We start from the raw sequence: 20,064 nt of genomic DNA, 5'->3' as shown, positions 1-20,064 counted from the left end.
AGGTCACGGGAGCCGTTCCTCCAGCAGGCCATGTGCCATGTAAAACTCCTTCAACTGAGCCAGCGCCGGGTGCGCCAGCGCCCGCCTGAGATAATCGCGGATGCGCGGCAGGTGTCGGAGATAATAGGGCTTGCCGTCGCGCTTTTCGAGCCGCACGAAAATGCCGAGGATCTTCGAATTGCGCTGCGCCGCCATGATCGCATAGGCCGCGCGGAAGGCGTCCTCATCGAAGCCGCCGGCGGCGTGGCGCGCAGCGACATAGGCGTCCACGGTCCGCTGCTCAATATCGGGCGAAACGGTGACGCGGGCATCCATGGCCAGCGACGCAACGTCATAGGCCGCCGGACCCATCAGCGCGTCCTGGACATCGACGATGCCCAGCCGGTCGTGGCCTTTGCGGTCACCGCGCCAGATGATGTTGGGCGAATGGAAGTCGCGCAGCATCAGCGTGTATTCCTGTGTGTCCAGCCGATCGAGAACCGCGTTCCATTCCCTGTGATAGCCGGCGCGTAAAGCCTCGCTTGCCGGGCTGCCGGTCACCATCGGCACATACCAATCGACCAAGAGATCGGCTTCGATCAGCATGGCGGCGCGATCGAAGGGCGGCACCTCGTGGAAGACGCCCGGCACGGCCTCCATGCGCTGCGGCCAGGTCTTCCCATGCATCATCGCCAGCAATTCGGCCGCTGCCGCGTAGCGCTCGGCCACCGGCTCATCATTGCCGTCGAGAAAACCTTCCGAGCCCAGATGCTCCAGCAGCAGAAAGCCCCGTTCGAGATCCTCGGCATGGATTTTTGGGACACTGACACCTTGCGCCAGCAGCGCCTTGTCGATGGCGACGAAAGCGGTGACCGACTGCGCCGTGTGGGCGATCACGGCATAGGGCTTGCCGTCGCGCACCGGCGGCCCCAGCACCAGCCTTGGCGAATTCATCAGCACGCGCGGCGCAAGGCCGGCGAGCGAAACAATCTCGTAAGAGCGCGCCGAGGCGTCGCCGACGAAATGGCGCCGCGCGGCGTCGCCCCAACCGGCCGTTTTGAGGAAATCGCGCATCGCCAGCGATCGGGCCACGCGTTCGAAGGCAACGCCTTGGCCCGATAGTTTCGCCAATCGTCCTTCGTCCTGATGGACGAGTTCGATCCAGATCGACGTTCTCGGAAGAGCGGCCTCCGCCCGTTCCGGCCACTCGACAAGGGCAGCGCCCTGCAGCAGCGCCTCGTCGAAACCCAGCTCGTCCATCTCGCCGGCCGAGGACAGGCGATAGAGATCGAAATGGTGCACGGGGATGCGCGTGTCGTAGCTTTGCACCAAGGTGAAGGTAGGGCTCGGCACATCGAGGCCGGCATCATCGGCCAGCGCCCTGATCAGGGCCCGCGCCAGCGTCGACTTGCCGGCGCCGAGATCGCCCTTGAGCGCCAGCACGTCGCCCGGCCGCAGCGCCATGGCCAGGTCTTCGCCGAGCCTTGCGGTCGCAGCCTCGTCGGCGAGAAAACGCTCCAGCACAACAACGGTCATCGAGCGCGCTACTCGGCCGCGGCGCGGATGCCCGACGGTGCATCGGGGAAGGTGCAGATGACGGTGGTGCCCTTGTCCTTGCCGGTCTCGATGCGCACGCTGCCGCCGTGCAGCTCGACAAAGCTCTTGACGATCGACAGGCCTAAGCCCGCACCGCGCCGGCGCCCGCCATTGGTGCGCGGCTCGAAGCGGCGGAACACCGAATCGAGCAGGTCCGGCGGCATGCCGGGGCCGTTGTCATGGACGGAGAATTCCACACCTTGCTCCAAATGCCGGCAGGCAAGCGTGATAGTGCTCGCCTCCGGCGCGTAATTGGCGGCGTTGCTGAGCAGATTGTAGAGGATCTGGCGAACCCGGGTCTCGTCGCCGTGAAAACTCTTCGGCGCCGCAGCGGCGTCGATCCGGAGCTTGATCGAATGCTCTTGCAGCCGGTCGGCGACCAGTTCGGCCGCGGCCTCGATGGTGCGCTCGACGCTTACTTCCGAAATGTCGAGCTGCATGATGCCGGCGTCGACGGTGGCGAGGTCGAGTATGTCGTTGACGATGGTGAGCAGCACCGAGGATGACGAGCCGACATGCTCGACATATTCGCGCTGCTTTGGGCTGAGCGGCCCGGTCGCCGGCAGCGACAGAAGCTCGGTGAAGCCGATGATGTTGGTCAGCGGCGAGCGCAGCTCGTAGGAGACGTGCTGCACGAACTCGTTCTTCAGCTGGTCGGATTTCTGCAGCGCTTCGTTCTTGTCCTTCAGCGCGCGCTCGACATTGACGCTGTCGGTGACGTCCACAAAGGTCATCATCACCTGGCCGTTGGGCAGCGGGATGACGGCGTAGCTGAGCACTGTGCCGTTCTTCAGTTCGGTCTGGCCATGGCGGTCGCGGCGCTCGTCGTCGAAACCGGTGATGGCGGCGACGAACCCGCCCCACGGGCTGTCGACGGCGCGCTGGTCGCTGAGATCGCGGATCGCCGAGACATGGACGTTGGGCTTGATCACATCCTGGCTCAGTCCCCACAGCGCGACAAAGGCCGGGTTCGACAGGCGCAGCCGCCCATCGGGACCGAACACGGCGACGCCTTCGGCCAGATTGTCGAGCGTTTCGCCCTGGACCCGCACCGCCGTCTGGTAGCGGCTTTCGAGGTCCATCTTCTCGGTCAGGTTCTCGAACACCCAGGTCACGCCGCCCTTCGGCTGCGGGTTGGCCACCACGCGGATGGTCTTGCCGTCGGGCAGATGCCACCAATGCTCTTGCGATTCCACCGCGCGGTAGGCGCCAAGCAGGCCTTCTTTCCAGCGCCGCCATTCCGGCTGCTCGGCGATCTTGCCTTCGCTGCGCAGCCGGTCGAGCAGCAGCGCATTGTCGGGCGCGCTGTGCAGGAAGCCCGGGTCCAGCCCCCACAGTTTCTGGAACGCCTGGTTGAAGAAGCGCAACTTCTCGTTGGCATCGAAGATCGCCACCGCCGTGTTGAGCTGGTCGAGCGTGTCGGCATGGCTGCGCACCGTGCGCTCATATTCGCCGCGAATGGTTTCGGTGGCGCTGGTGTCGCAGGCAAGACCGGCCGAGCCGTCGGCACCGGCGAAGTCGGTGACGGCGAACACCCGGCGGTCGCCCTCGATCACCGTCGACAGCGTCTGTTCGAAGATCGGGCGCGATTTGTGCTGCGCGGCGATCTGTTCGCGCGCCTGGGCGCCGAGGAATTCCTTGGCTTCGCGCACCGCGGTCTCGGCGTTCGGTGCCTCGACCGCTCCGGCATAGGCACGGTTGACCCATTTCAGCCGCCCGTCGGTGGCGCGCAGCCAGGCCGGCATCGGCAAGGCGTCGAGCAGGCCGATCATGGTCTCGTAGTCGGCGGCCAGCCGCTGGTTCTCGATCTTCAGCCTGGCTTGGCTCCTCTGAGTTTCCGACAGCGAGACGAAGCGCACCAGCACATGCGCGGCGCTCTTGCGGCCATGCACTTCAAGCGGCGCCCCGGCCTGCGATTCGATCACGAGATCAAAGGGTTTCGCTTTCTCGCGCAGACCAGCGACGGCATTTTCGAGCGCCGCCGCCGAGCGCGGCATCAGCCAGCGGCCGAAGGCGAGGAAGGCTGCACGGTCGTCCGGCGCACCGCTTTCCAGCGGCAGCGTGCCGATCAGCTCCGGCTTCTTGTTCTCCGACGCCCAGACGATGACGCGCTGGTCACGCAGATTGAGCAGCGCCTCGGAGCGCTGCAGCGCCGCATTGATGTCGGCAATGCGGGCTCTGAGTTCGACATTCTGCGCCGAGGTGCGGGCTCTTTCGCGGATCAGGAAGATGGCCGAGACCAGTGCCGCGCCCATGACGCCGACGAACATGGCGAGCTGGATGACTTCGACCGCGCTGACCGACAGTCCGGCCTTCTGCGCAATGGCCGGCTCGGCATGGGCGGCAAACGAGGTGAGCGGGCCGGCAAGAGCTGAGGTGGCAAGAAAGCCGGCGGTGCGGGCGCCAACGCGCCTCTTCAGGCCACCGCCTGTCGTGACGGAGCCATTGCTATCGGAATCGTCATGGCCGCCGGAAACGGCCGATCCCGCGCGAGGCGGGTTTTCCCCCGGCATGCCTTGGTCCTCTTCGCCGCCTGAATGCAAGACCGCCCAGATCAGGATCACGTTTGATGGAAACGCCCTTCTGACCTAACTCTTTTCTAAAGGGCATGATCTTTTCCGAAAACCGCTTCCCACTTTTCGCTGACGCGGTCCTTCGGTTCGAATCATGCTCTCGATGCGTACGCCGGCCTCGTCCCCGGCCCACGAATCAGCACAATAGCGCGTGCTGGAATCGGCGTGAAGAATCATCCGCGCAAAAAAGAAGCCGGGCGAAAAGTCAATCGCCCGGCTTCAATATCTAGTGGTAAACGCCGCTTTGGCTAATAGCGGTAGTGTTCCGGCTTGAACGGACCCTGCGGGGTCACGCCGATATAGGCGGCCTGTTCGCCGGAAAGTTCGGTCAAGCGGGCTCCAAGCTTGTCGAGATGCAGACGCGCCACCTTCTCGTCGAGGTGCTTGGGCAGCACATAGACCTGGTTCTGGTACTGGCCGGGCTTGGTGTAGAGCTCGATCTGCGCCAGCACCTGATTGGTGAACGAAGCCGACATCACGAAGCTCGGATGACCGGTCGCGTTGCCGAGGTTGAGCAGGCGCCCCTCGGACAGCAGGATCATCCGCTTGCCGTCCGGGAAGGTTATCATGTCGACCTGCGGCTTGACGTTGGTCCATTGCAGGTTGCGCAGCGACGCGACCTGGATCTCATTGTCGAAGTGGCCGATATTGCCGACGATCACCATGTCCTTCATCGAGCGCATGTGGTCGAGGGTGACGACATCCTTGTTGCCGGTGGTGGTGATGACGATGTCGGCGGTCGGTGCGGCATCTTCCAGCGTGACGACTTCAAAGCCGTCCATCGCCGCTTGCAGCGCGCAGATCGGATCGACTTCGGTGACCTTGACGCGGGCGCCGGCGCCCTTGAGCGAAGCCGACGAGCCCTTGCCGACGTCGCCATAGCCGCAGACGACCGCAACCTTGCCGGCCATCATGGTGTCGGTGCCGCGGCGGATGCCGTCGACCAGCGATTCCTTGCAGCCATATTTGTTGTCGAACTTCGACTTGGTGACCGAGTCGTTGACGTTGATCGCGGGGAACGGCAGCAGGCCCTTCTTCTGCAGCTGGTAGAGCCGGTTGACGCCCGTCGTCGTCTCTTCGGTGACGCCGCGAATGGCTTCCTTCTGCTTGGTGAAGAAGCCGGGCGAGGCCTTCAGGCGCTTCTTGACCTGGGCGTAGAAGTATTCCTCTTCCTCGCTCTGCGGGTTGGACAGCACGTCCTCGCCGGCCTCGGCGCGGGCGCCGATCAGTATGTACATCGTGGCGTCGCCGCCATCGTCGAGGATCATGTTGGAGAGGCCGCCATCGGCCCACTGGAAGATCCTGTCGGTGTAGTCCCAATACTCCTCGAGCGACTCGCCCTTGACGGCGAACACCGGGATGCCGGCCTCGGCGATGGCTGCGGCCGCATGGTCCTGGGTCGAGAAGATGTTGCACGAGGCCCAGCGGATATCGGCGCCAAGCGCCTTCAGCGTCTCGATCAGCACCGCAGTCTGGATGGTCATGTGCAGCGAGCCGGTGATGCGCGCACCTTTCAACGGCTTCTTGTCGCCGAATTCCTCGCGGCAGGCCATCAGGCCCGGCATTTCGGTTTCGGCGATATCGAGTTCCTTGCGGCCCCAGCCGGCAAGCGAGATGTCGGCGACCACATAGTCCTTGCTACCTGTCATGGCAGTGCTCCGGTGTGATTTGTCTTCAGAATGCGCCTGCGCCACACGGCGCGTCGAAGGGCGCGGAATGCCGGCCTGACTAGCAGATCGCCGCCAAGACGACAATGGGATATAAAGAAATCTTTATGCGCGTATGTGTTTTACGGGGATGCATGCCGCCCAAAGTATCCCGCGGTTTTGGGACAACGGCGTTCAAAGCAAAAACTTCAGCACTCTTCGCCGAAGCGCGAGGCGACCAGCTGCTCCAGCGCGTCCATCGCCGCTGCGGCTTCAGCGCCGCTGGCGGTGACGCGGATCGAATAACCGGGGCTCGCCGCCAGCATCATCAGCCCCATGATCGAGGTGCCGCCGACCTTGAGACCATCCTTCTCGACATGGACGGTGGCGTCGAAGCCGCTGGCGACCTGGACGAACTTCGCCGAGGCGCGCGCATGCAGGCCGCGCTGGTTGACGATCGGGAACTCGCGCACGATCTCACCGGGCGACAGCGCGTTCATTTGCTGCTCAGCAGCTGACTTGCGACATTGATGTATTTGCGCCCCGCGGCCTGCGCCTCGTCGAGCGCGGTCGCCATGTTGTCGCCCTTGCGGATCGACGACAGCTTGATCAGCATCGGCAGGTTCATGCCGGCGATGACCTCGGTGCGACCGGATTCCATCACCGAAATGGCGAGGTTGGAAGGCGTGCCGCCGAACATATCGGTCAGAACGATGACCCCGGTCCCGGTGTCGACGCGGCCGACGGCGTCGACGATATCGCGCCGACGCTGCTCCATATCGTCATCGGCGCCGATTGCCACGGTTTCGAAATTGTCTTGTGGCCCCACGACATGTTCCACGGCATGGCGGAACTCGGCGGCCAGTTGACCGTGCGTTACAAGCACGAGTCCGATCATTCTATGGTGGCTCCCGTCATCGCCGCTTCACAGGCGCTTTTTATGCTCGCCGGCCATCCCAGGCGGCGGGAGCGCTATCTTGTCGACGCGCGGCGCGTTGACAAGCCCAAAATTGCGTCGGCCATGGCCAATTTGACGCATTGCAGCAAAAAACCGGCGGCGGATCATACGAAAGGCGCAATCGCCAGCCGCGCCATTACCGCCGGCAAAGCCGCAGTGACGTTGCGCTGAACGAGGTCGATGCGCGGCACCACACAGCCGGCAATGGTCGCGCTCGACTCTTCCTGGAAACGCTCCACAGCGTTAGCGGCAACCAGCTGGATCGTAAGGTCGATGACTCCCACAGGTTGGAACAAAAGCGGCTTCGGACCAAGTCCGGGCACCTCTGCGAGGCCGGCAATGCTGGCGGGCGCATGGCAGACCAGCCGCCCGAAACGCGCCGCGACAAACAGCTGGTCGTCGCCGATCAGCCGCGCAAACAGCCCGAGCCGGCTGAAATGGTCGATGAGCGCCAGCGCCAGCGTTGTCTTGCCCGAGCCGGACGGCCCGGTGATCAGGACGCCCCGCTCGCCAATCAGGACTGCGGTGGCATGGATGTTCTCGGGTTCCGCGGTGGGATCGGGCATGCGCAGCCGCGATCAGCCTTCGGCCGGCAGCGTAACGACGAAGCGCGCGCCCTTGATGTCGCCGGGCTTGGTGCCGGGGATGTTCTCGGCGGTCAGCGTGCCGCCATGGGCTTCGACGATCTGCCTGGATATCGACAGGCCAAGCCCCGAATTCTGGCCGAACGCCTCGCCCGCCGGGCGGTCGGTGTAGAAGCGCTCGAAGATGCGGTCGATGGCGTCGGCGCGGATTCCGGGGCCGTTGTCGTCGACGGTGACGATGTTGACCTTGCCCGAGCGTGCCAGGGAAATGGCGATATGGCCGTGGTCCTCCGGCACGAAGGAGCGGGCATTCTCGATCAGATTGGTGATGACCTGGCCGATCCTCAGATCATGGCCGGTGACGAAATAGCCTTTGACGCCTTGCGGCAGCTTGGCGGCCTTGAATTCGATCTCGACAGCCTTTTTGTTGCGCGTCGCTTCGCGCGACACGGCGACGAGATCGGTAATGAATTTCTTCAAATCGACCGTGGCGGCATCCTCACGCGCCAGTTCGGCGTCGAGGCGCGAGGCATCGGAAATGTCGGTGATCAGCCGGTCGAGACGCCGGACATCGTGCTGGATGATCTCCATCAGCCTGCCGCGTGAATTGTCGTTCTTGGCCAGCGGCAAGGTCTCCACCGCGCTGCGCAGCGAGGTCAGCGGGTTCTTCAGCTCGTGCGAGACATCGGCGGCGAAGCTTTCGATCGCCTCGATGCGGGCATAGAGCGCATTGGTCATGTCGCGCACCGCGACCGACAAATTGCCGATCTCGTCCTGGCGGTCGGAAAAGTCGGGGATCTCCTCGCGGCTCTTGACGCCGCGCCGCACCCGCACTGCCGCCGCCGATAGCCGGCGCAGCGGATTGGCGATGGTGGATGCGAGCAGCATCGACAGGATGGCGGTGACCAGGGCGGCGATGCCGAACACGCGCAAAATAGCCTTGCGCTCGGCGGCGACGATCTTGTCGATGTCGCCGCCTTCCGTCGACAGCATCAGCACGCCGAGAACGGCGCGGAAGCGCTGGATCGGCACCGCCACCGAAACGATCTGCTCGCCTTGTTCGCTCACCCGCACGATCGTCGATGGACTGCCGGTCAGCGCCTTGACCACTTCCGGGAAGGCCGCACCGTTGCCGCCGGGCTGCTCATGGTAGACGGGCAGGTCCTTGTTGCGGAAGAAGTCGAAGACGAATTTCTGCACGCGCTCCAGCATATCCGGCTGCTCGTCCTCGACCGGCGGCAGGTCGTAGCGCAGGATCTGGCCGCGCGAATAGAGATGGCGCGAATCGAGCAGCAGATTGGCGTCGCGGTCATAGATGCGGGCCCGGGTGCGCGTCGGCGAAATCAGCCGCCGCAGCACCGGCGCGACGCGCTCGGGATTGATCGGGAAATCCAGATTGTCGAGCTGGTCTGAGCCCGGCCCCAGGCTTTCACCGGCCTGCAGTTCGAGCAGTTTTTCCGGATCGATGCTGATCGAATCGGTCTCGACCGTTGCCGACGCGGCAATGGCGCCGGCGATGATCTCGCCCTGCGTCATCAGGCTTTCGACGCGGGCGTCGATCAGCCCGTCGCGGAAGGTGTTGAGATAGAGGATGCCGGTGACCAGCACGGCGAGGCCGGCCAGGTTGAGGAACAGGATGCGCCGGGTCAGGCTGGAAAAGATGTGGTGGCCGAGGAAGCGGCGCATCGGCACCGTCAACCTCGACAGGAATGCGGGCAGAATCCGCGACCGCCTGACAGCGCTCGTTCGTCTGCTCCGCTGTACATCCACTGCCATCGAATAGCAGCTCCCGCCTAGTCTTTGGTTTTATGCATGTCGTCGTCCCAAAAACGCGACCACTTTTGGGCGACATGCATCAACTCAAGCTTCGCGGAACCGGTATCCGACTCCGTAAAGGGTTTCGATCATTTCGAAGTCGTCATCGACGGCCTTGAACTTCTTGCGCAGCCGCTTGATGTGGCTATCGATGGTGCGGTCGTCGACATAGACCTGCTCATCATAGGCCGAATCCATCAGCGCATCACGGCTTTTTACCACGCCGGGGCGCTGCGCCAGCGAGTGCAGGATGAGAAATTCGGTGACCGTCAGCGTCACCGGCTCGCCCTTCCAGGTGCAGGTATGGCGTTCCTGGTCCATGACCAGCTGGCCGCGTTCCAGCGAACGGGCCTGCTGGCTGGGCGCCTTTGCCGCAGCTTCGCGGGCGCTGGCGCGGCGCAGCACGGCGCGCACCCGCTCGACCAGCAGGCGCTGCGAGAACGGTTTGCGGATGAAATCGTCGGCGCCCATCTTGAGGCCGAAAAGCTCATCGATCTCATCGTCCTTCGAGGTCAGGAAGATCACCGGTAGGTCGGACTTCTGCCGCATCCGGCGCAACAGCTCCATGCCGTCCATGCGCGGCATCTTGATGTCGAGGATGGCGAGATTCGGCGGCCGCGCCGCCAGGCCTTCCAGCGCCGACGCACCATCCGTGTAGGTCTCGACGCGATACCCCTCGGACTCGAGGGCGATCGACACCGATGTCAGAATGTTGCGGTCGTCATCGACAAGCGCGATTGTTGCCATTTCAAGCGGCTCCCTCATGAGCTGTCCCTTCTGTCTTAGAGAAGGGGCTTTTGCAGGACAAATTAGGTACAAAATGTGGCACAGGCTCCACCCGCTGTCGCGGACGGCTTGCCGGCGGCCCCATCGGAACCTCTACACGGGTTGGACGAACACTGTGTGCCAATCCTTTGGGCAACCACCGTGATTTTTTGCACATATAAACGATTTAAACAACTTTCAAAATTTTTAAATCGATTAATGATTTGATATCATTCGAGTTTTCTGGTTCTCACCGTCTCAGCCCCTAACGCGGGCTCGCCGGAAACGCGCCGGCAAAGTGCGGCGAATCCAGAAGAAGGGACCCTTGATGTCGGAAGTCGGCAAACGCAATTCTGCTTGCGCGATCGATCGTATCGGCCTGAAAACCACCGGCACGGTGCATTATAATTTTGGTGCGGCCGCCCTTTATGAGGCAGCGATCCGTCGTGGCGAGGCCCGGTTGACCGCCGGCGGCGCGCTGCTTGCCGAGACCGGCCAGCACACTGGCCGCTCGCCCAAGGACAAGTTTGTCGTCCGCGATGGCGCCACCGAGCCCCATGTCTGGTGGGACAACAACAAGGCGATTTCGGCGGGCCAGTTCGAAATGCTGCTCGCCGATTTCCTTGTCCACGCCGCGAATAGCGATCTCTATGTGCAGGACCTCGTCGGCGGCGCCGATGCCGAGCTGAAGCTGCCGACGCGGGTCATCACCGAATTCGCCTGGCACTCGCTGTTCATCCGCAATCTTTTGATCCGCCCGCAGGCCGCCGAGCTCGAGGATTTCGTGCCGGAGATGACGATCATCGACCTGCCGTCCTTCCGCGCCGATCCGGCCCGTCACGGCAGCCGCACCGAAACGGTGATTGCGGTCGATCTCACCCGCAAGATCGTGCTCATCGGCGGCACTTCCTATGCCGGCGAGATGAAGAAGTCGGTGTTCACCATGCTCAACTATCTGCTGCCGGAAAAGGGCGTCATGCCGATGCACTGCTCGGCCAATGAGGGCCCGGGCGGCGACGCAGCGATCTTCTTCGGGCTTTCCGGGACGGGCAAGACGACGCTGTCGGCCGATCCGTCACGTACGCTCATCGGCGACGACGAGCACGGCTGGGGACCGCACGGCATCTTCAACTTCGAAGGCGGCTGCTACGCCAAGACGATCCGGCTGTCGGCCGAGGCCGAGCCGGAGATTTTCGCCACCACGCAGCGTTTCGGCACGGTGCTGGAAAATGTCGTGCTCGACGCCGACCGCGTGCCGGACTTCAACGACGGCCGGCTCACCGAAAACACGCGCTGCGCCTATCCGCTGGATTTCATCCCCAATGCCTCGAAGAGCGGACGGGCCAGCCACCCGAAAAACATCATCATGCTGACCGCCGATGCCTTCGGCATCATGCCGCCGATCGCCCGGCTGACCCCGGCGCAGGCGATGTACCACTTCCTCTCCGGCTACACCGCCAAGGTGGCCGGCACCGAGAAGGGCGTTACCGAGCCGGAAGCGACTTTCTCGACCTGCTTCGGCGCCCCGTTCATGCCGCGCCACCCCAAGGAATACGGCAATCTGCTGCGCGAGCTGATCGCCCGCCACGGCGCCGATTGCTGGCTGGTCAACACCGGCTGGACCGGCGGCGCCTACGGCACCGGCAAGCGCATGCCGATCAAGGCGACGCGCGCCTTGCTGGCCGCAGCGCTTGACGGTTCGTTGAAGGCGTCCGGTTTCCGCACCGACGCCAATTTCGGCTTCGAGGTGCCGGTTGCTGTGCCTGGCGTCGACAGCGCCATTCTCGACCCGCGTTCGACCTGGGCCGACAAGGCAGCCTATGACCGGCAGGCAGCGCGATTGGTCGGCATGTTCGCCGTCAACTTCGAGAAATTCGAGAGCCATGTCGATGCCGTCGTGCTCGGCGCAGCACCCCGCCTGCAGGAAGCTGCGGAATAGTCGAGGCGTCTTCACCGAAGCATCCTTGAAAGGCGCGATCTCGATCGGGCCTTTTCTTTTTTGGTCCGCCGCGCCATGACTGCGGCATGCCTATCGACGACATCATCATATCAGACGAAGCCGTAATCCATCCGGGCGACCTGCACGAGGATTTCATCCGCTCGTCGGGTCCCGGCGGCCAGAACGTCAACAAGGTGGCGACCGCCGTCCAATTGCGCTTCGACGCCGCCAATGCGGCTGGCCTGTCCGAACGCGTGCGCGCGCGCACGATCAAGCTCGCCGGCCAGCGCGCCACCAAGGACGGCGTCATCGTCATCGAGGCCGGCCGCTTCCGCACCCAGGAGCAGAACCGGGCCGATGCCCGGGCAAGGCTGACGGCGCTGGTCGCCAAGGCCGCGGAACCGCCGCCGCCGCCGCGCAAGAAGACCAGGCCGTCGAAAGGCTCGGTGGAGCGGCGGCTGCAAAGCAAGGCAGGGCGCGGCACGATCAAAAAGCTGCGCGGCCGGGTAGAGAACGACTAAGGACCGCGCCGACTGCGTGCATAAAGCGGCCTCCCCTGCCGCAGCCGCAAGGTTTCACCATTGCCACAGAAAGGGAGGCCGACAACGGTGGCTTTCGGGTCGCCGTTTCTGATTGGCGGTGGCATGGTTTCAGTATCAACCGGAGGCGAAGTCATGCTCGTTCTGCCCAAAGGCGTCCGCCACATGCCTGGTTATCTGTCCCGCGCGGCGCAGGAAGCGCTGGTCGAAGAGGTGAGGACCATTGTACAGCGGGCGCCGCTGTACGTGCCGGCGATGCCGCGGACCGGCAAGGAGATGAGCGTGCGCATGACCAATTGCGGCACGCTCGGCTGGGTCACCGACAAGGAGCTGGGCTATCGCTACCAGCCAACGCACCCACTCACCGGAGAGCCATGGCCGCCGATCCCGGACGCGCTGCTGCAATTGTGGCGGGAGGTCGCCGCCTATCCGAATCCGCCGGAGGCCTGCCTGGTCAATTTCTATACGCAGGACGCCAAAATGGGTCTGCACCAGGATCGCGACGAAGCCGATTTCTCGGCCCCAGTGGTCTCGGTGTCACTTGGCGACGATTGCCTGTTCCGGGTCGGCCAAGTGACGGGCAGGGGGGCCACACGCGACGGCGGTACCAAATCGTTCCGCCTGAAAAGCGGCGACGTCGTCGTGCTCGGCGGCGAAGGCCGGCTCTGCTTCCACGGCGTCGACCGCATCTATCCGTGGACCTCGGCGCTGCTGAAAAATGGCGGCCGGATCAATCTGACGCTGCGGCGGGTGACGGAGCCCGGCTAAAGTCGTCGCGAACAAGGACCCTCAACGTATCGTCCTCCGCGATCTGGCGATAGTGTTGCATGAAGCGGACGAAATCCTGCCGGCCGGAAAGCTCGGTCAGCCACAAGATGTCCTCCTTCTGCACAATGACCAGCGATGGCTGGTTGGTTTCGAGTTGGGCAAGCTTGTCATCGATGTAGCGATCGGTGATCCGCTTGTAGTGTTCGGCCCCCGCCTCGTTGCCGCTTTGCGCCTCGACCTTCGCGAAATAGGTAGCAAATCCCCCGAGCCAATCGCTGCAGTACGTCGAGATCCAGCTCCCGCCGACCATTCGCGTCAGCGGATGGCCCGCCGCAATGTCCGAACCTATGAGCGCGACCTTCGGATGGTCTACCGCGGCATTTATCGTCGCGACGAAATCGGCGCTGGGCTTCTGGCTGGGCCAGAAGGGGACAGCATTGGCCAAAATGGTGGCGGCAAGCAAAAGCATCCGCGCCAGCCCCATGCCCGATAGCGATTGCCTCGCCGGGTCAATCTGGATGGCTCTGAGTAGCAACGCCGCCGCTATCAGGCTGATCGCCGGGAATGCATGATAGGGCCAGCCCTTGGCCTGGTAGACGAGAGGCACGGTGGCGGCCAATGACGCCAGGACGAACACCACGATCATCGGCGACAGGGCGAGGCCCGGCCGAAGCGAGCGCAACATGTAGAGAGCGATGAGATAGGCTGGTGCATACTTGACCAACAGCGCTTGCACCACCCGCAGCCGCATATAGGTGTCGGTCAGCACCGGATAGATGGTGTTGAGGAACTCTGGATAAAAGTACAGCACGGCGACGAGATAGGCGACGCAGACCAAGCCGATTACCCAGTATTCGATGCGGAAGAGCGACCAGATCGACCGGCGCTGAAAGGCCACGTACAGCGCCGGAACCAGCACCATCAGCGCATAATAGGGTTTCACCAGCACCAGGACGCTGCCACAAAGGCCGGCCAATGCCGCTATCGACAAGCTCGGCGTGCGCCCTTCCGTCGGCGCGGCGCGCCAAGCCATCAACACCAGCAACGGCAGAAACAGGGCGATGCCCAGATGTTCCCGCTCGCTGAAAGCGTTGCCCGGAAGAATGATCAGCAGTGCCAGAAACAGCGGCAGCATCGAGAACAGCACATGGTTCTCGGCAAAGCCGGCCAATCTAGCGATCCGCGCGGCAATGCCGAGACCCAGCAGGCAGATCGTATAGGCATAGAGATGAATGACGACTTCCGGCGAAATGCCGAGAGCGTGCGCCAAGGCCACGGCCGGCATGAACATCCACGGCGTGAACGGCGGATTGACCTCGAAGAGATCCACATAGAGCCGTGAGCCGGCAAGCACCTTCTCGGACATGGTGATTGCCCAACTGGTGTCGGGTATGACGCCCCAGCGCATCTGCCAGGGCACGGCCGCCACCAGCACGAGCAGGCAGATGACCCTGGTCGGTGGCAGCGTTCGCGAGCTGCCCTGGGCCGAAGTCAGGGCGGATCTCTCGATGAGCGAAGTGCGGATCTCCGTACTCATCGGGCCGCCACGAAGACGAATTTGCGCAGGATAATGAAGTTCAGGATCGGAACCAGGATGGAAGCGATTGCCACTGGCACCAATGGCGGCAGTCCAGCTACGTCGGTAAGGATCATGGCCAGCCCGACCGAGAGCAGAAACCCGATCGCCGTGGCGCAGGCGAAGCGGACGATCTCGAAGCCAATCGAGCCGTCCGACATGAACGTCACGAAGCGATGCCCGCAATAGGAGAACACCGCGCCGGCGCCATAGCCAGCGACCGAGGCGATTGTCGCAGGCCTGCCAAAGCCATGCAGAGCCGAAAGGGCCAAGGTCAGCACGGCGTAGATCAGGGTCGATACGCCGCCGATTGCAGCAAACCGCAGGATTCGCGCCGGCTCCGAACGGCGCATGGCCCATGAACAGAACCGGTAGCCGGGCAAAGGATCGTTGACCGCCTGGCGCACAGTCAACCGAACCGGCGTTCGTGCGTCGCGGGCGGCGTCTTTTTCGACGCCTGGGAATTGCTGATGGCGGCGATCGCTTCCTCGAAGCCGGTCAGCCGGTCGACGACGTAAAGCGGCCGCCGTTTCACCTCGGCATGAATGCCGCCAACATAAAGGCCGATGACGCCGGTCATCAGCAGATTGATGCCTGACAGGAAGGAAATGATCACCACCGTCGATGTCCAGCCATGGACGACGCCGCTGACAAAAAGCCAGGAAAACACCGCGTAGAGCCCAAGCAGGGCGGCGAGGCCGGAAATGGCCAGACCCGCCCACAGCGCCAGCCGCAGCGGCTTGTCGGAAAAGCTGATGATACCGTGCACGGCCAGCCGCACCATCTTCCAGAACGGATATTTGGTTTCGCCTGCTGCCCGCGTCGGCCTCTCGAACGGCACGGCGGTCTGCTTGAAACCCATCCAGCCGAACATGCCGCGCACGAAGCGGTCACGCTCGGGCATGCGTTTGAAAGTCTCGAGCGCCTTGCGGCCGACGAGGCGGAAATCGCCGACATCGCGCGGAATGCTGACGGAGGTCATCTGCTCGAGCGCGCGATAGAACAGATTGGCGCTGACCCGCTTGAACCAGGTTTCGCCCTCGCGCCGGATGCGCCGCGCATAGACGATTTCGTAGCCTTCTTTCCACTTGGCGACGAGATCGAGCACCACCTCCGGCGGGTCCTGCAGGTCGGCATCCATGACGATGACGGCGTCCCCGGCGGCAGCATCCATGCCGGCCGTGATGGCGATCTGGTGGCCGAAATTGCGCGACAGCTCGATCAGCCGGAAGCGGTCGTCCTCGGCAACCATGCCGCGCAGGAAGATGAGGCTGGTGTCGCGGCTGCCATCGTCGATGAAAATCGCTTCGGCACGGCCGTCCAGCGCGTCCAGCAGCATGCGGATCCGCCGCACCAGCAGCGGTAGCACCGCTTCCTCGTTAAAGATCGGAATGACCAGGGAATAGACCGGGGCTTGGCGGCCCCCGGCATCGCTCGCATTGATCACCGCTTGCTCCCGACCCGCTGGAATTGCAGCAAAAACTAGCCGGGATTGCCTAAGGCGCCGTTAACCCAGTCGTCACAGTTTCCTGAGCGCCACTTCCTCGACCAGATGATTGGCGCCCTTGCGCAGGATGAGGTCGGCCCGCGCTCGTGTCGGCACGATGTTCTCGCGCAGGTTTTTCAGGTTGATGTTGGCCCACAAGCCTTCCGCAATGGCACGCGCGGCGTCTTCCGAAAGCTGCGAATAGCGGTGGAAGAAGGAGTCCGGATTGCGGAAGGCCGTCTCGCGCAGGCGCATGAAGCGGGCGATGTACCATTGGTGGATCAGCTTTTCGTCGGCGTCGATATAAATGGCGAAATCGAAGAAATCCGACAGGAACGGCACTATCTTGCCGTCCTTCGGCAATTTGCCGGGTTGCAGAACGTTGATGCCTTCGAAGATCAGAATGTCTGGCCGGTCGATGGTGACGAACTCGCCGGGAATGACGTCATAGGTCAAATGCGAATAGACGGGCGCGCGGACATTGCGCTGCGCCGACTTGATGCCCGAGAGGAAACGCAGCAGCGCACCGACATCGTAGCTGTCGGGAAAGCCCTTGCGCTCCATCAGATTGTCTCGTCGCAACACCTTGTTGGGCAGCAGGAACCCGTCGGTAGTGATGAGATCGACCTTGGGGCTCGACGGCCAGCGCGCCAGAAGCTCCTTCAGCACGCGCGCCGTGGTCGATTTGCCGACCGCAACCGAACCGGCAATGCCGATGATGAACGGTGTCTTGACCACATCCAGCGCGTTGAAGAAGGCCTGGCGCTGGCGAAACAGCAACTGGCTGGCCTCGACATGCGCCGAAAGCAGCCGCGAGAGCGACAGATAGATGCGCTTGACTTCTTCCAGGTCGACCGGATCGTTCAACGAGCGCAGACGGTTGATCTCGTCTTCGCCCAGCGTCATCGGCGTGTCGGCGCGGAAGTTCGACCATTGCTCGGCCGAGAAGAAACGATAGGGGGAATATTTCTCGGTCGGAGCGAGCTGGTCCATCGAGTTTCCTGCCCTCTAGAGCATGATGCCGAAAAGTGTGAAGCGGTTTTCGAGCGACATCATGCTCCCTCTATCAATTGAGAGACGGATTCAGATTTAAGGCCTCGGCCCGAAATCATCCGGCTCTAGCGGTCAGCCTTTCGGCCGGGATGCCTTTTCAGTGACGCCCGAACGGCCGGTGCGGCCCTCAAGCTCCTTCAGCACCTCGCCCAGCGAAACGCCGGCCATGCCAAGCACGACGAGCCAATGATATATGAGATCGGCACTTTCGGAAACGAGGGCTTTCTCGTCGCCCTTGACGGCGGCAATGACGGTCTCGACTGCCTCTTCACCAAGCTTCTGCGCCGCCTTGTCGATGCCTTTGGCGAACAGTTTTGCCGTCCACGAGTCCGGGTCCCCGGAACGGGCGCGTTCGCCAATGATCGTTTCCAGATCGGACAGCGAAAATTCAGCCATGGCGCAGCCTACAGCCTTTGTGGAGTGGATTGAACCGGATAGTCCAGCCGCATCGGCAGCCCGGCCTCGGCCATATGCGCCTTGGCTTCCGTAATCGTGTAAGTGCCGAAATGGAAGATCGAGGCGGCGAGCACGGCGCCGGCATGGCCGTCGCGAATGCCCTCGACCAGATGATCGAGCGTGCCGACGCCGCCCGACGCGATCACCGGCGCGCGCACCGCATCCGCTATCGCGCGGGTCAGCGCAATGTCGTAACCGGCCTTGGTGCCGTCACGGTCCATCGAGGTCAAAAGAATCTCGCCGGCGCCGCGATCGACCATTTTTCGCGCAAACTCGACCGCATCGATGCCGGTCTTTTCACGGCCGCCATGGGTGAAGATCTCCCAGCGGTCGGCTTCATTGGGTGCCGACACCTTCTTGGCGTCGATGGCGACGACAATGCACTGGTTGCCGAACTTGTCGGCGGCTTCCGCGACGAAATCGGGGTTCTTCACCGCCGCAGTGTTGATCGACACCTTGTCGGCGCCGGCCAGCAACAGTTTGCGAATATCGGCCACCTGGCGCACGCCGCCGCCGACGGTCAGCGGCATGAAGCATTGTTCGGCGGTGCGGGCGACGACGTCGAAGATGGTTTCACGGTTGTCGGACGACGCGGTGATATCGAGAAAGCAAAGCTCGTCAGCGCCGGCCGCGTCATAGGCTTTGGCCGCCTCGACCGGATCACCGGCATCGATGAGGTCGACGAAATTGACGCCCTTGACGACGCGGCCGTTCTTGACGTCGAGGCAAGGGATGACTCGGGCCTTCAGCATCAGCCCTTCTCCATCGTCGCCAGCAACTCGCTGAGCAGTTCGCCGACCAGCGGCGGAACCTCGGCCTGCGCATCGAACGCCGGATCGTAGGCGGAAATGGTGATGCCGGAAATCGGCAGCAGGCCGGCCATGCCGCAGACAGCCTGGCGCAGCTGTTTCGGCTCCGGGCCGCCGGGCGTGGTGTAACGGTTGGCCTGCAGCGCCCCGGGGTCGTGCACGTCGAGATCGAGATGCAGGTGCACCCGCTTCGCATCCGGCGCCTTCAGCCTGCCGCACGCCGTGGCCCAGTCCGGGCATTCGGTGCGGATGACCGGCAACGTCTTCAACAGCTCCGTTTCGGCCGGATCGAGATCGCGTGCGTTGACCAGCACGCAGCGCGCCGGATCGATCGGCCTGAAGCCGGGGATGGCCAAGGCCATCGGCTTCCAGCACAGGCCGAGAACCGTGGCCAGCGCCATGCCATCGAGAAAGCCGAAGATGGACGTCTCCGGGGTGTTGAGATCGCCATGCTGGTCGGCCCAGATGATCGCATCGGCATCCTCGCCGGCAACCGCACCGGCCGATGTCAGGCAATTGCCGGCCAGCACGATGGGAAACCGGCCGCGGTCTATGGCGATGCGGACCTCGCCGGAGAGGGCACCGCACACGGCAAAGCCGGTGGCGATCTCGCGCTGCTGTTCGTCGCCAACCCTGCCGATATCGGTGACGACGACGTCATGCCCGGAGAGCGTCAGCGCGTCGACAAGCCCGCCGGCGACGAGTGCATCCGGGCCTCGGCCCATGCCGCCGTGATAGTGGCCACTGTCATAGGATGCCAGGATGATGGAGATTTTCACGGCCGGGTCTCCATCGCCTTGCCCTGCAGCACCGCAAGCGCCTCGGCCGGGTCGATACGCCCGTCATAGAGCGCGCGGCCGGAGATGGCGCCTTCCAGTTTCTTCGCGTCGGGCATGGTCATGCGCACGATGTCGGCGATCGAAGCCAGCCCGCCCGAGGCGATGACCGGGATCGAGACCGCGTCGGCGAGATCGATCGTGGCATCCCAGTTGATGCCGGTCAGAACGCCGTCTCGGTCGATGTCGGTGTAGATGATGGCGGCAACGCCGGCGCCTTCGAATTTCTGCGCCAGTTCGATGACGCCGAGGCTGGAAGCCTCGGCCCAGCCTTCGACCGCCACCTTGCCGCCCTTGGCGTCGATGCCCACGGCGATCTTTCCAGGAAATTCCTTGCAGGCTTCCCGGACCAGGTCGGGATCGCGCACCGCCACCGTGCCGAGGATGACGCGGGCCAGCCCGCGGTCGAGCCAGTCCTCGATCTGCGCCAGCGTGCGGATGCCGCCGCCGAGCTGCACCGGGTTTTTCGTCGCCTTGAGGATGGCGCCGACCGCCGCGCTGTTGACGCTCTGGCCCTTGAAGGCGCCGTTGAGGTCGACGACATGCAGCCATTCAAACCCTTGCTCTTCGAAGGCCTTGGCCTGGGCCGCAGGGTCGTCATTGTAGATGGTCGCGGTCGCCATATCGCCGTGCTTCAGCCGCACGCACTTGCCGTCCTTGAGGTCGATGGCCGGAAACAGGATCAC

Annotated in this window: 19 protein-coding genes; 3 read left to right on the top strand and 16 right to left on the bottom strand. The window is 63.5% G+C overall.

Going from position 1 to position 20,064, the window contains the following annotated elements; translation table 11 throughout:
- Window positions 1-3: 3 nt before the first annotated feature.
- The 8 genes from tsaE to NKI37_RS13710 all read right to left on the bottom strand — a co-directional run bounded on the left by tsaE (window position 4) and on the right by NKI37_RS13710 (window position 9,898).
- Window positions 4-1,515, bottom strand: a complete 1,512-nt coding sequence (tsaE, locus tag NKI37_RS13745) for a tRNA (adenosine(37)-N6)-threonylcarbamoyltransferase complex ATPase subunit type 1 TsaE (protein WP_023672299.1) — start codon at window positions 1,513-1,515, stop codon at window positions 4-6.
- 8 nt (window positions 1,516-1,523) lie between these two features.
- Window positions 1,524-4,088, bottom strand: a complete 2,565-nt coding sequence (locus NKI37_RS13740) for a sensor histidine kinase (protein WP_023672300.1) — start codon at window positions 4,086-4,088, stop codon at window positions 1,524-1,526.
- Between the two features lie 308 nt (window positions 4,089-4,396).
- The gene (gene ahcY / locus NKI37_RS13735; protein ID WP_023681401.1) at window positions 4,397-5,797 is read right to left on the bottom strand and encodes an adenosylhomocysteinase; all 1,401 of its coding nucleotides are present in this window, start codon (window positions 5,795-5,797) and stop codon (window positions 4,397-4,399) included.
- Window positions 5,798-6,003: 206 nt separating this feature from the next.
- Complete coding sequence (locus NKI37_RS13730; RefSeq protein WP_023672303.1) at window positions 6,004-6,294, bottom strand: HPr family phosphocarrier protein; 291 nt, start codon at window positions 6,292-6,294, stop codon at window positions 6,004-6,006.
- Entirely contained in the window at window positions 6,291-6,692 is a 402-nt protein-coding gene (locus NKI37_RS13725; protein ID WP_023672304.1) for a PTS sugar transporter subunit IIA, read from the bottom strand. The genes NKI37_RS13730 and NKI37_RS13725 overlap by 4 nt, the downstream gene beginning before the upstream one ends.
- 164 nt (window positions 6,693-6,856) lie before the next feature.
- On the bottom strand, window positions 6,857-7,318 hold the full coding sequence (locus tag NKI37_RS13720; RefSeq protein WP_023672306.1) for an HPr kinase/phosphorylase: 462 nt from the start codon (window positions 7,316-7,318) through the stop codon (window positions 6,857-6,859).
- Window positions 7,319-7,330: 12 nt separating this feature from the next.
- Window positions 7,331-9,112, bottom strand: a complete 1,782-nt coding sequence (locus NKI37_RS13715) for a sensor histidine kinase (protein WP_023672307.1) — start codon at window positions 9,110-9,112, stop codon at window positions 7,331-7,333.
- Between the two features lie 84 nt (window positions 9,113-9,196).
- The gene (locus NKI37_RS13710; protein WP_010912942.1) at window positions 9,197-9,898 is read right to left on the bottom strand and encodes a response regulator transcription factor; all 702 of its coding nucleotides are present in this window, start codon (window positions 9,896-9,898) and stop codon (window positions 9,197-9,199) included.
- A 346-nt stretch (window positions 9,899-10,244) separates the two neighbouring features.
- On the opposite strand from NKI37_RS13710, the gene NKI37_RS13705 reads away from it, so the two are divergent.
- The 3 genes from NKI37_RS13705 (at window position 10,245) to NKI37_RS13695 (ending at window position 13,162) form a co-directional block, all read left to right on the top strand.
- Window positions 10,245-11,855: a phosphoenolpyruvate carboxykinase gene (locus tag NKI37_RS13705; protein WP_023672308.1), complete on the top strand. Its 1,611-nt coding sequence runs from the start codon at window positions 10,245-10,247 to the stop codon at window positions 11,853-11,855.
- A gap of 86 nt (window positions 11,856-11,941) precedes the next feature.
- Window positions 11,942-12,376: an alternative ribosome rescue aminoacyl-tRNA hydrolase ArfB gene (gene arfB / locus NKI37_RS13700; protein ID WP_023672309.1), complete on the top strand. Its 435-nt coding sequence runs from the start codon at window positions 11,942-11,944 to the stop codon at window positions 12,374-12,376.
- 153 nt (window positions 12,377-12,529) lie between these two features.
- Window positions 12,530-13,162 carry an alpha-ketoglutarate-dependent dioxygenase AlkB family protein gene (locus tag NKI37_RS13695; protein ID WP_352789314.1) on the top strand — a complete coding sequence of 211 codons (633 nt, stop codon included), beginning with the start codon at window positions 12,530-12,532 and terminating at the stop codon, window positions 13,160-13,162.
- Here NKI37_RS13695 and NKI37_RS13690 read toward each other — a convergent pair.
- The 8 genes from NKI37_RS13690 to hisA form a co-directional block, all read right to left on the bottom strand.
- Entirely contained in the window at window positions 13,125-14,699 is a 1,575-nt protein-coding gene (locus NKI37_RS13690; RefSeq protein ID WP_352789311.1) for a hypothetical protein, read from the bottom strand. The genes NKI37_RS13695 and NKI37_RS13690 overlap by 38 nt on opposite strands.
- A complete protein-coding gene (locus NKI37_RS13685; RefSeq protein ID WP_352789325.1) occupies window positions 14,696-15,145 on the bottom strand; it encodes a GtrA family protein in 450 nt (149 codons plus the stop codon). The genes NKI37_RS13690 and NKI37_RS13685 overlap by 4 nt, the downstream gene beginning before the upstream one ends.
- A 2-nt stretch (window positions 15,146-15,147) precedes the next feature.
- On the bottom strand, window positions 15,148-16,185 hold the full coding sequence (locus NKI37_RS13680; protein ID WP_352669697.1) for a glycosyltransferase family 2 protein: 1,038 nt from the start codon (window positions 16,183-16,185) through the stop codon (window positions 15,148-15,150).
- A gap of 72 nt (window positions 16,186-16,257) precedes the next feature.
- Complete coding sequence (gene coaA, locus NKI37_RS13675; protein ID WP_023672313.1) at window positions 16,258-17,217, bottom strand: type I pantothenate kinase; 960 nt, start codon at window positions 17,215-17,217, stop codon at window positions 16,258-16,260.
- A 132-nt stretch (window positions 17,218-17,349) separates the two neighbouring features.
- Window positions 17,350-17,673: a phosphoribosyl-ATP diphosphatase gene (locus NKI37_RS13670; RefSeq protein ID WP_023681408.1), complete on the bottom strand. Its 324-nt coding sequence runs from the start codon at window positions 17,671-17,673 to the stop codon at window positions 17,350-17,352.
- Window positions 17,674-17,681: 8 nt separating this feature from the next.
- Window positions 17,682-18,488, bottom strand: a complete 807-nt coding sequence (gene hisF, locus NKI37_RS13665) for an imidazole glycerol phosphate synthase subunit HisF (protein ID WP_023687423.1) — start codon at window positions 18,486-18,488, stop codon at window positions 17,682-17,684.
- Window positions 18,485-19,321, bottom strand: coding sequence for an arginase family protein (locus NKI37_RS13660; RefSeq protein WP_352789310.1), 837 nt, complete (start codon window positions 19,319-19,321; stop codon window positions 18,485-18,487). The genes hisF and NKI37_RS13660 overlap by 4 nt, the downstream gene beginning before the upstream one ends.
- Complete coding sequence (hisA, locus tag NKI37_RS13655) at window positions 19,318-20,064, bottom strand: 1-(5-phosphoribosyl)-5-[(5-phosphoribosylamino)methylideneamino]imidazole-4-carboxamide isomerase (RefSeq protein ID WP_023672317.1); 747 nt, start codon at window positions 20,062-20,064, stop codon at window positions 19,318-19,320. Before hisA ends, NKI37_RS13660 begins: the two co-directional genes overlap by 4 nt.

Origin of the sequence: Mesorhizobium sp. M0626, assembly GCF_040320665.1 — a bacterium.
GTDB lineage: Bacteria > Pseudomonadota > Alphaproteobacteria > Rhizobiales > Rhizobiaceae > Mesorhizobium.
The sequence above is the reverse complement of the archived record's forward strand: the minus strand, read 5'-3'. Positions and strand labels throughout refer to the sequence as shown.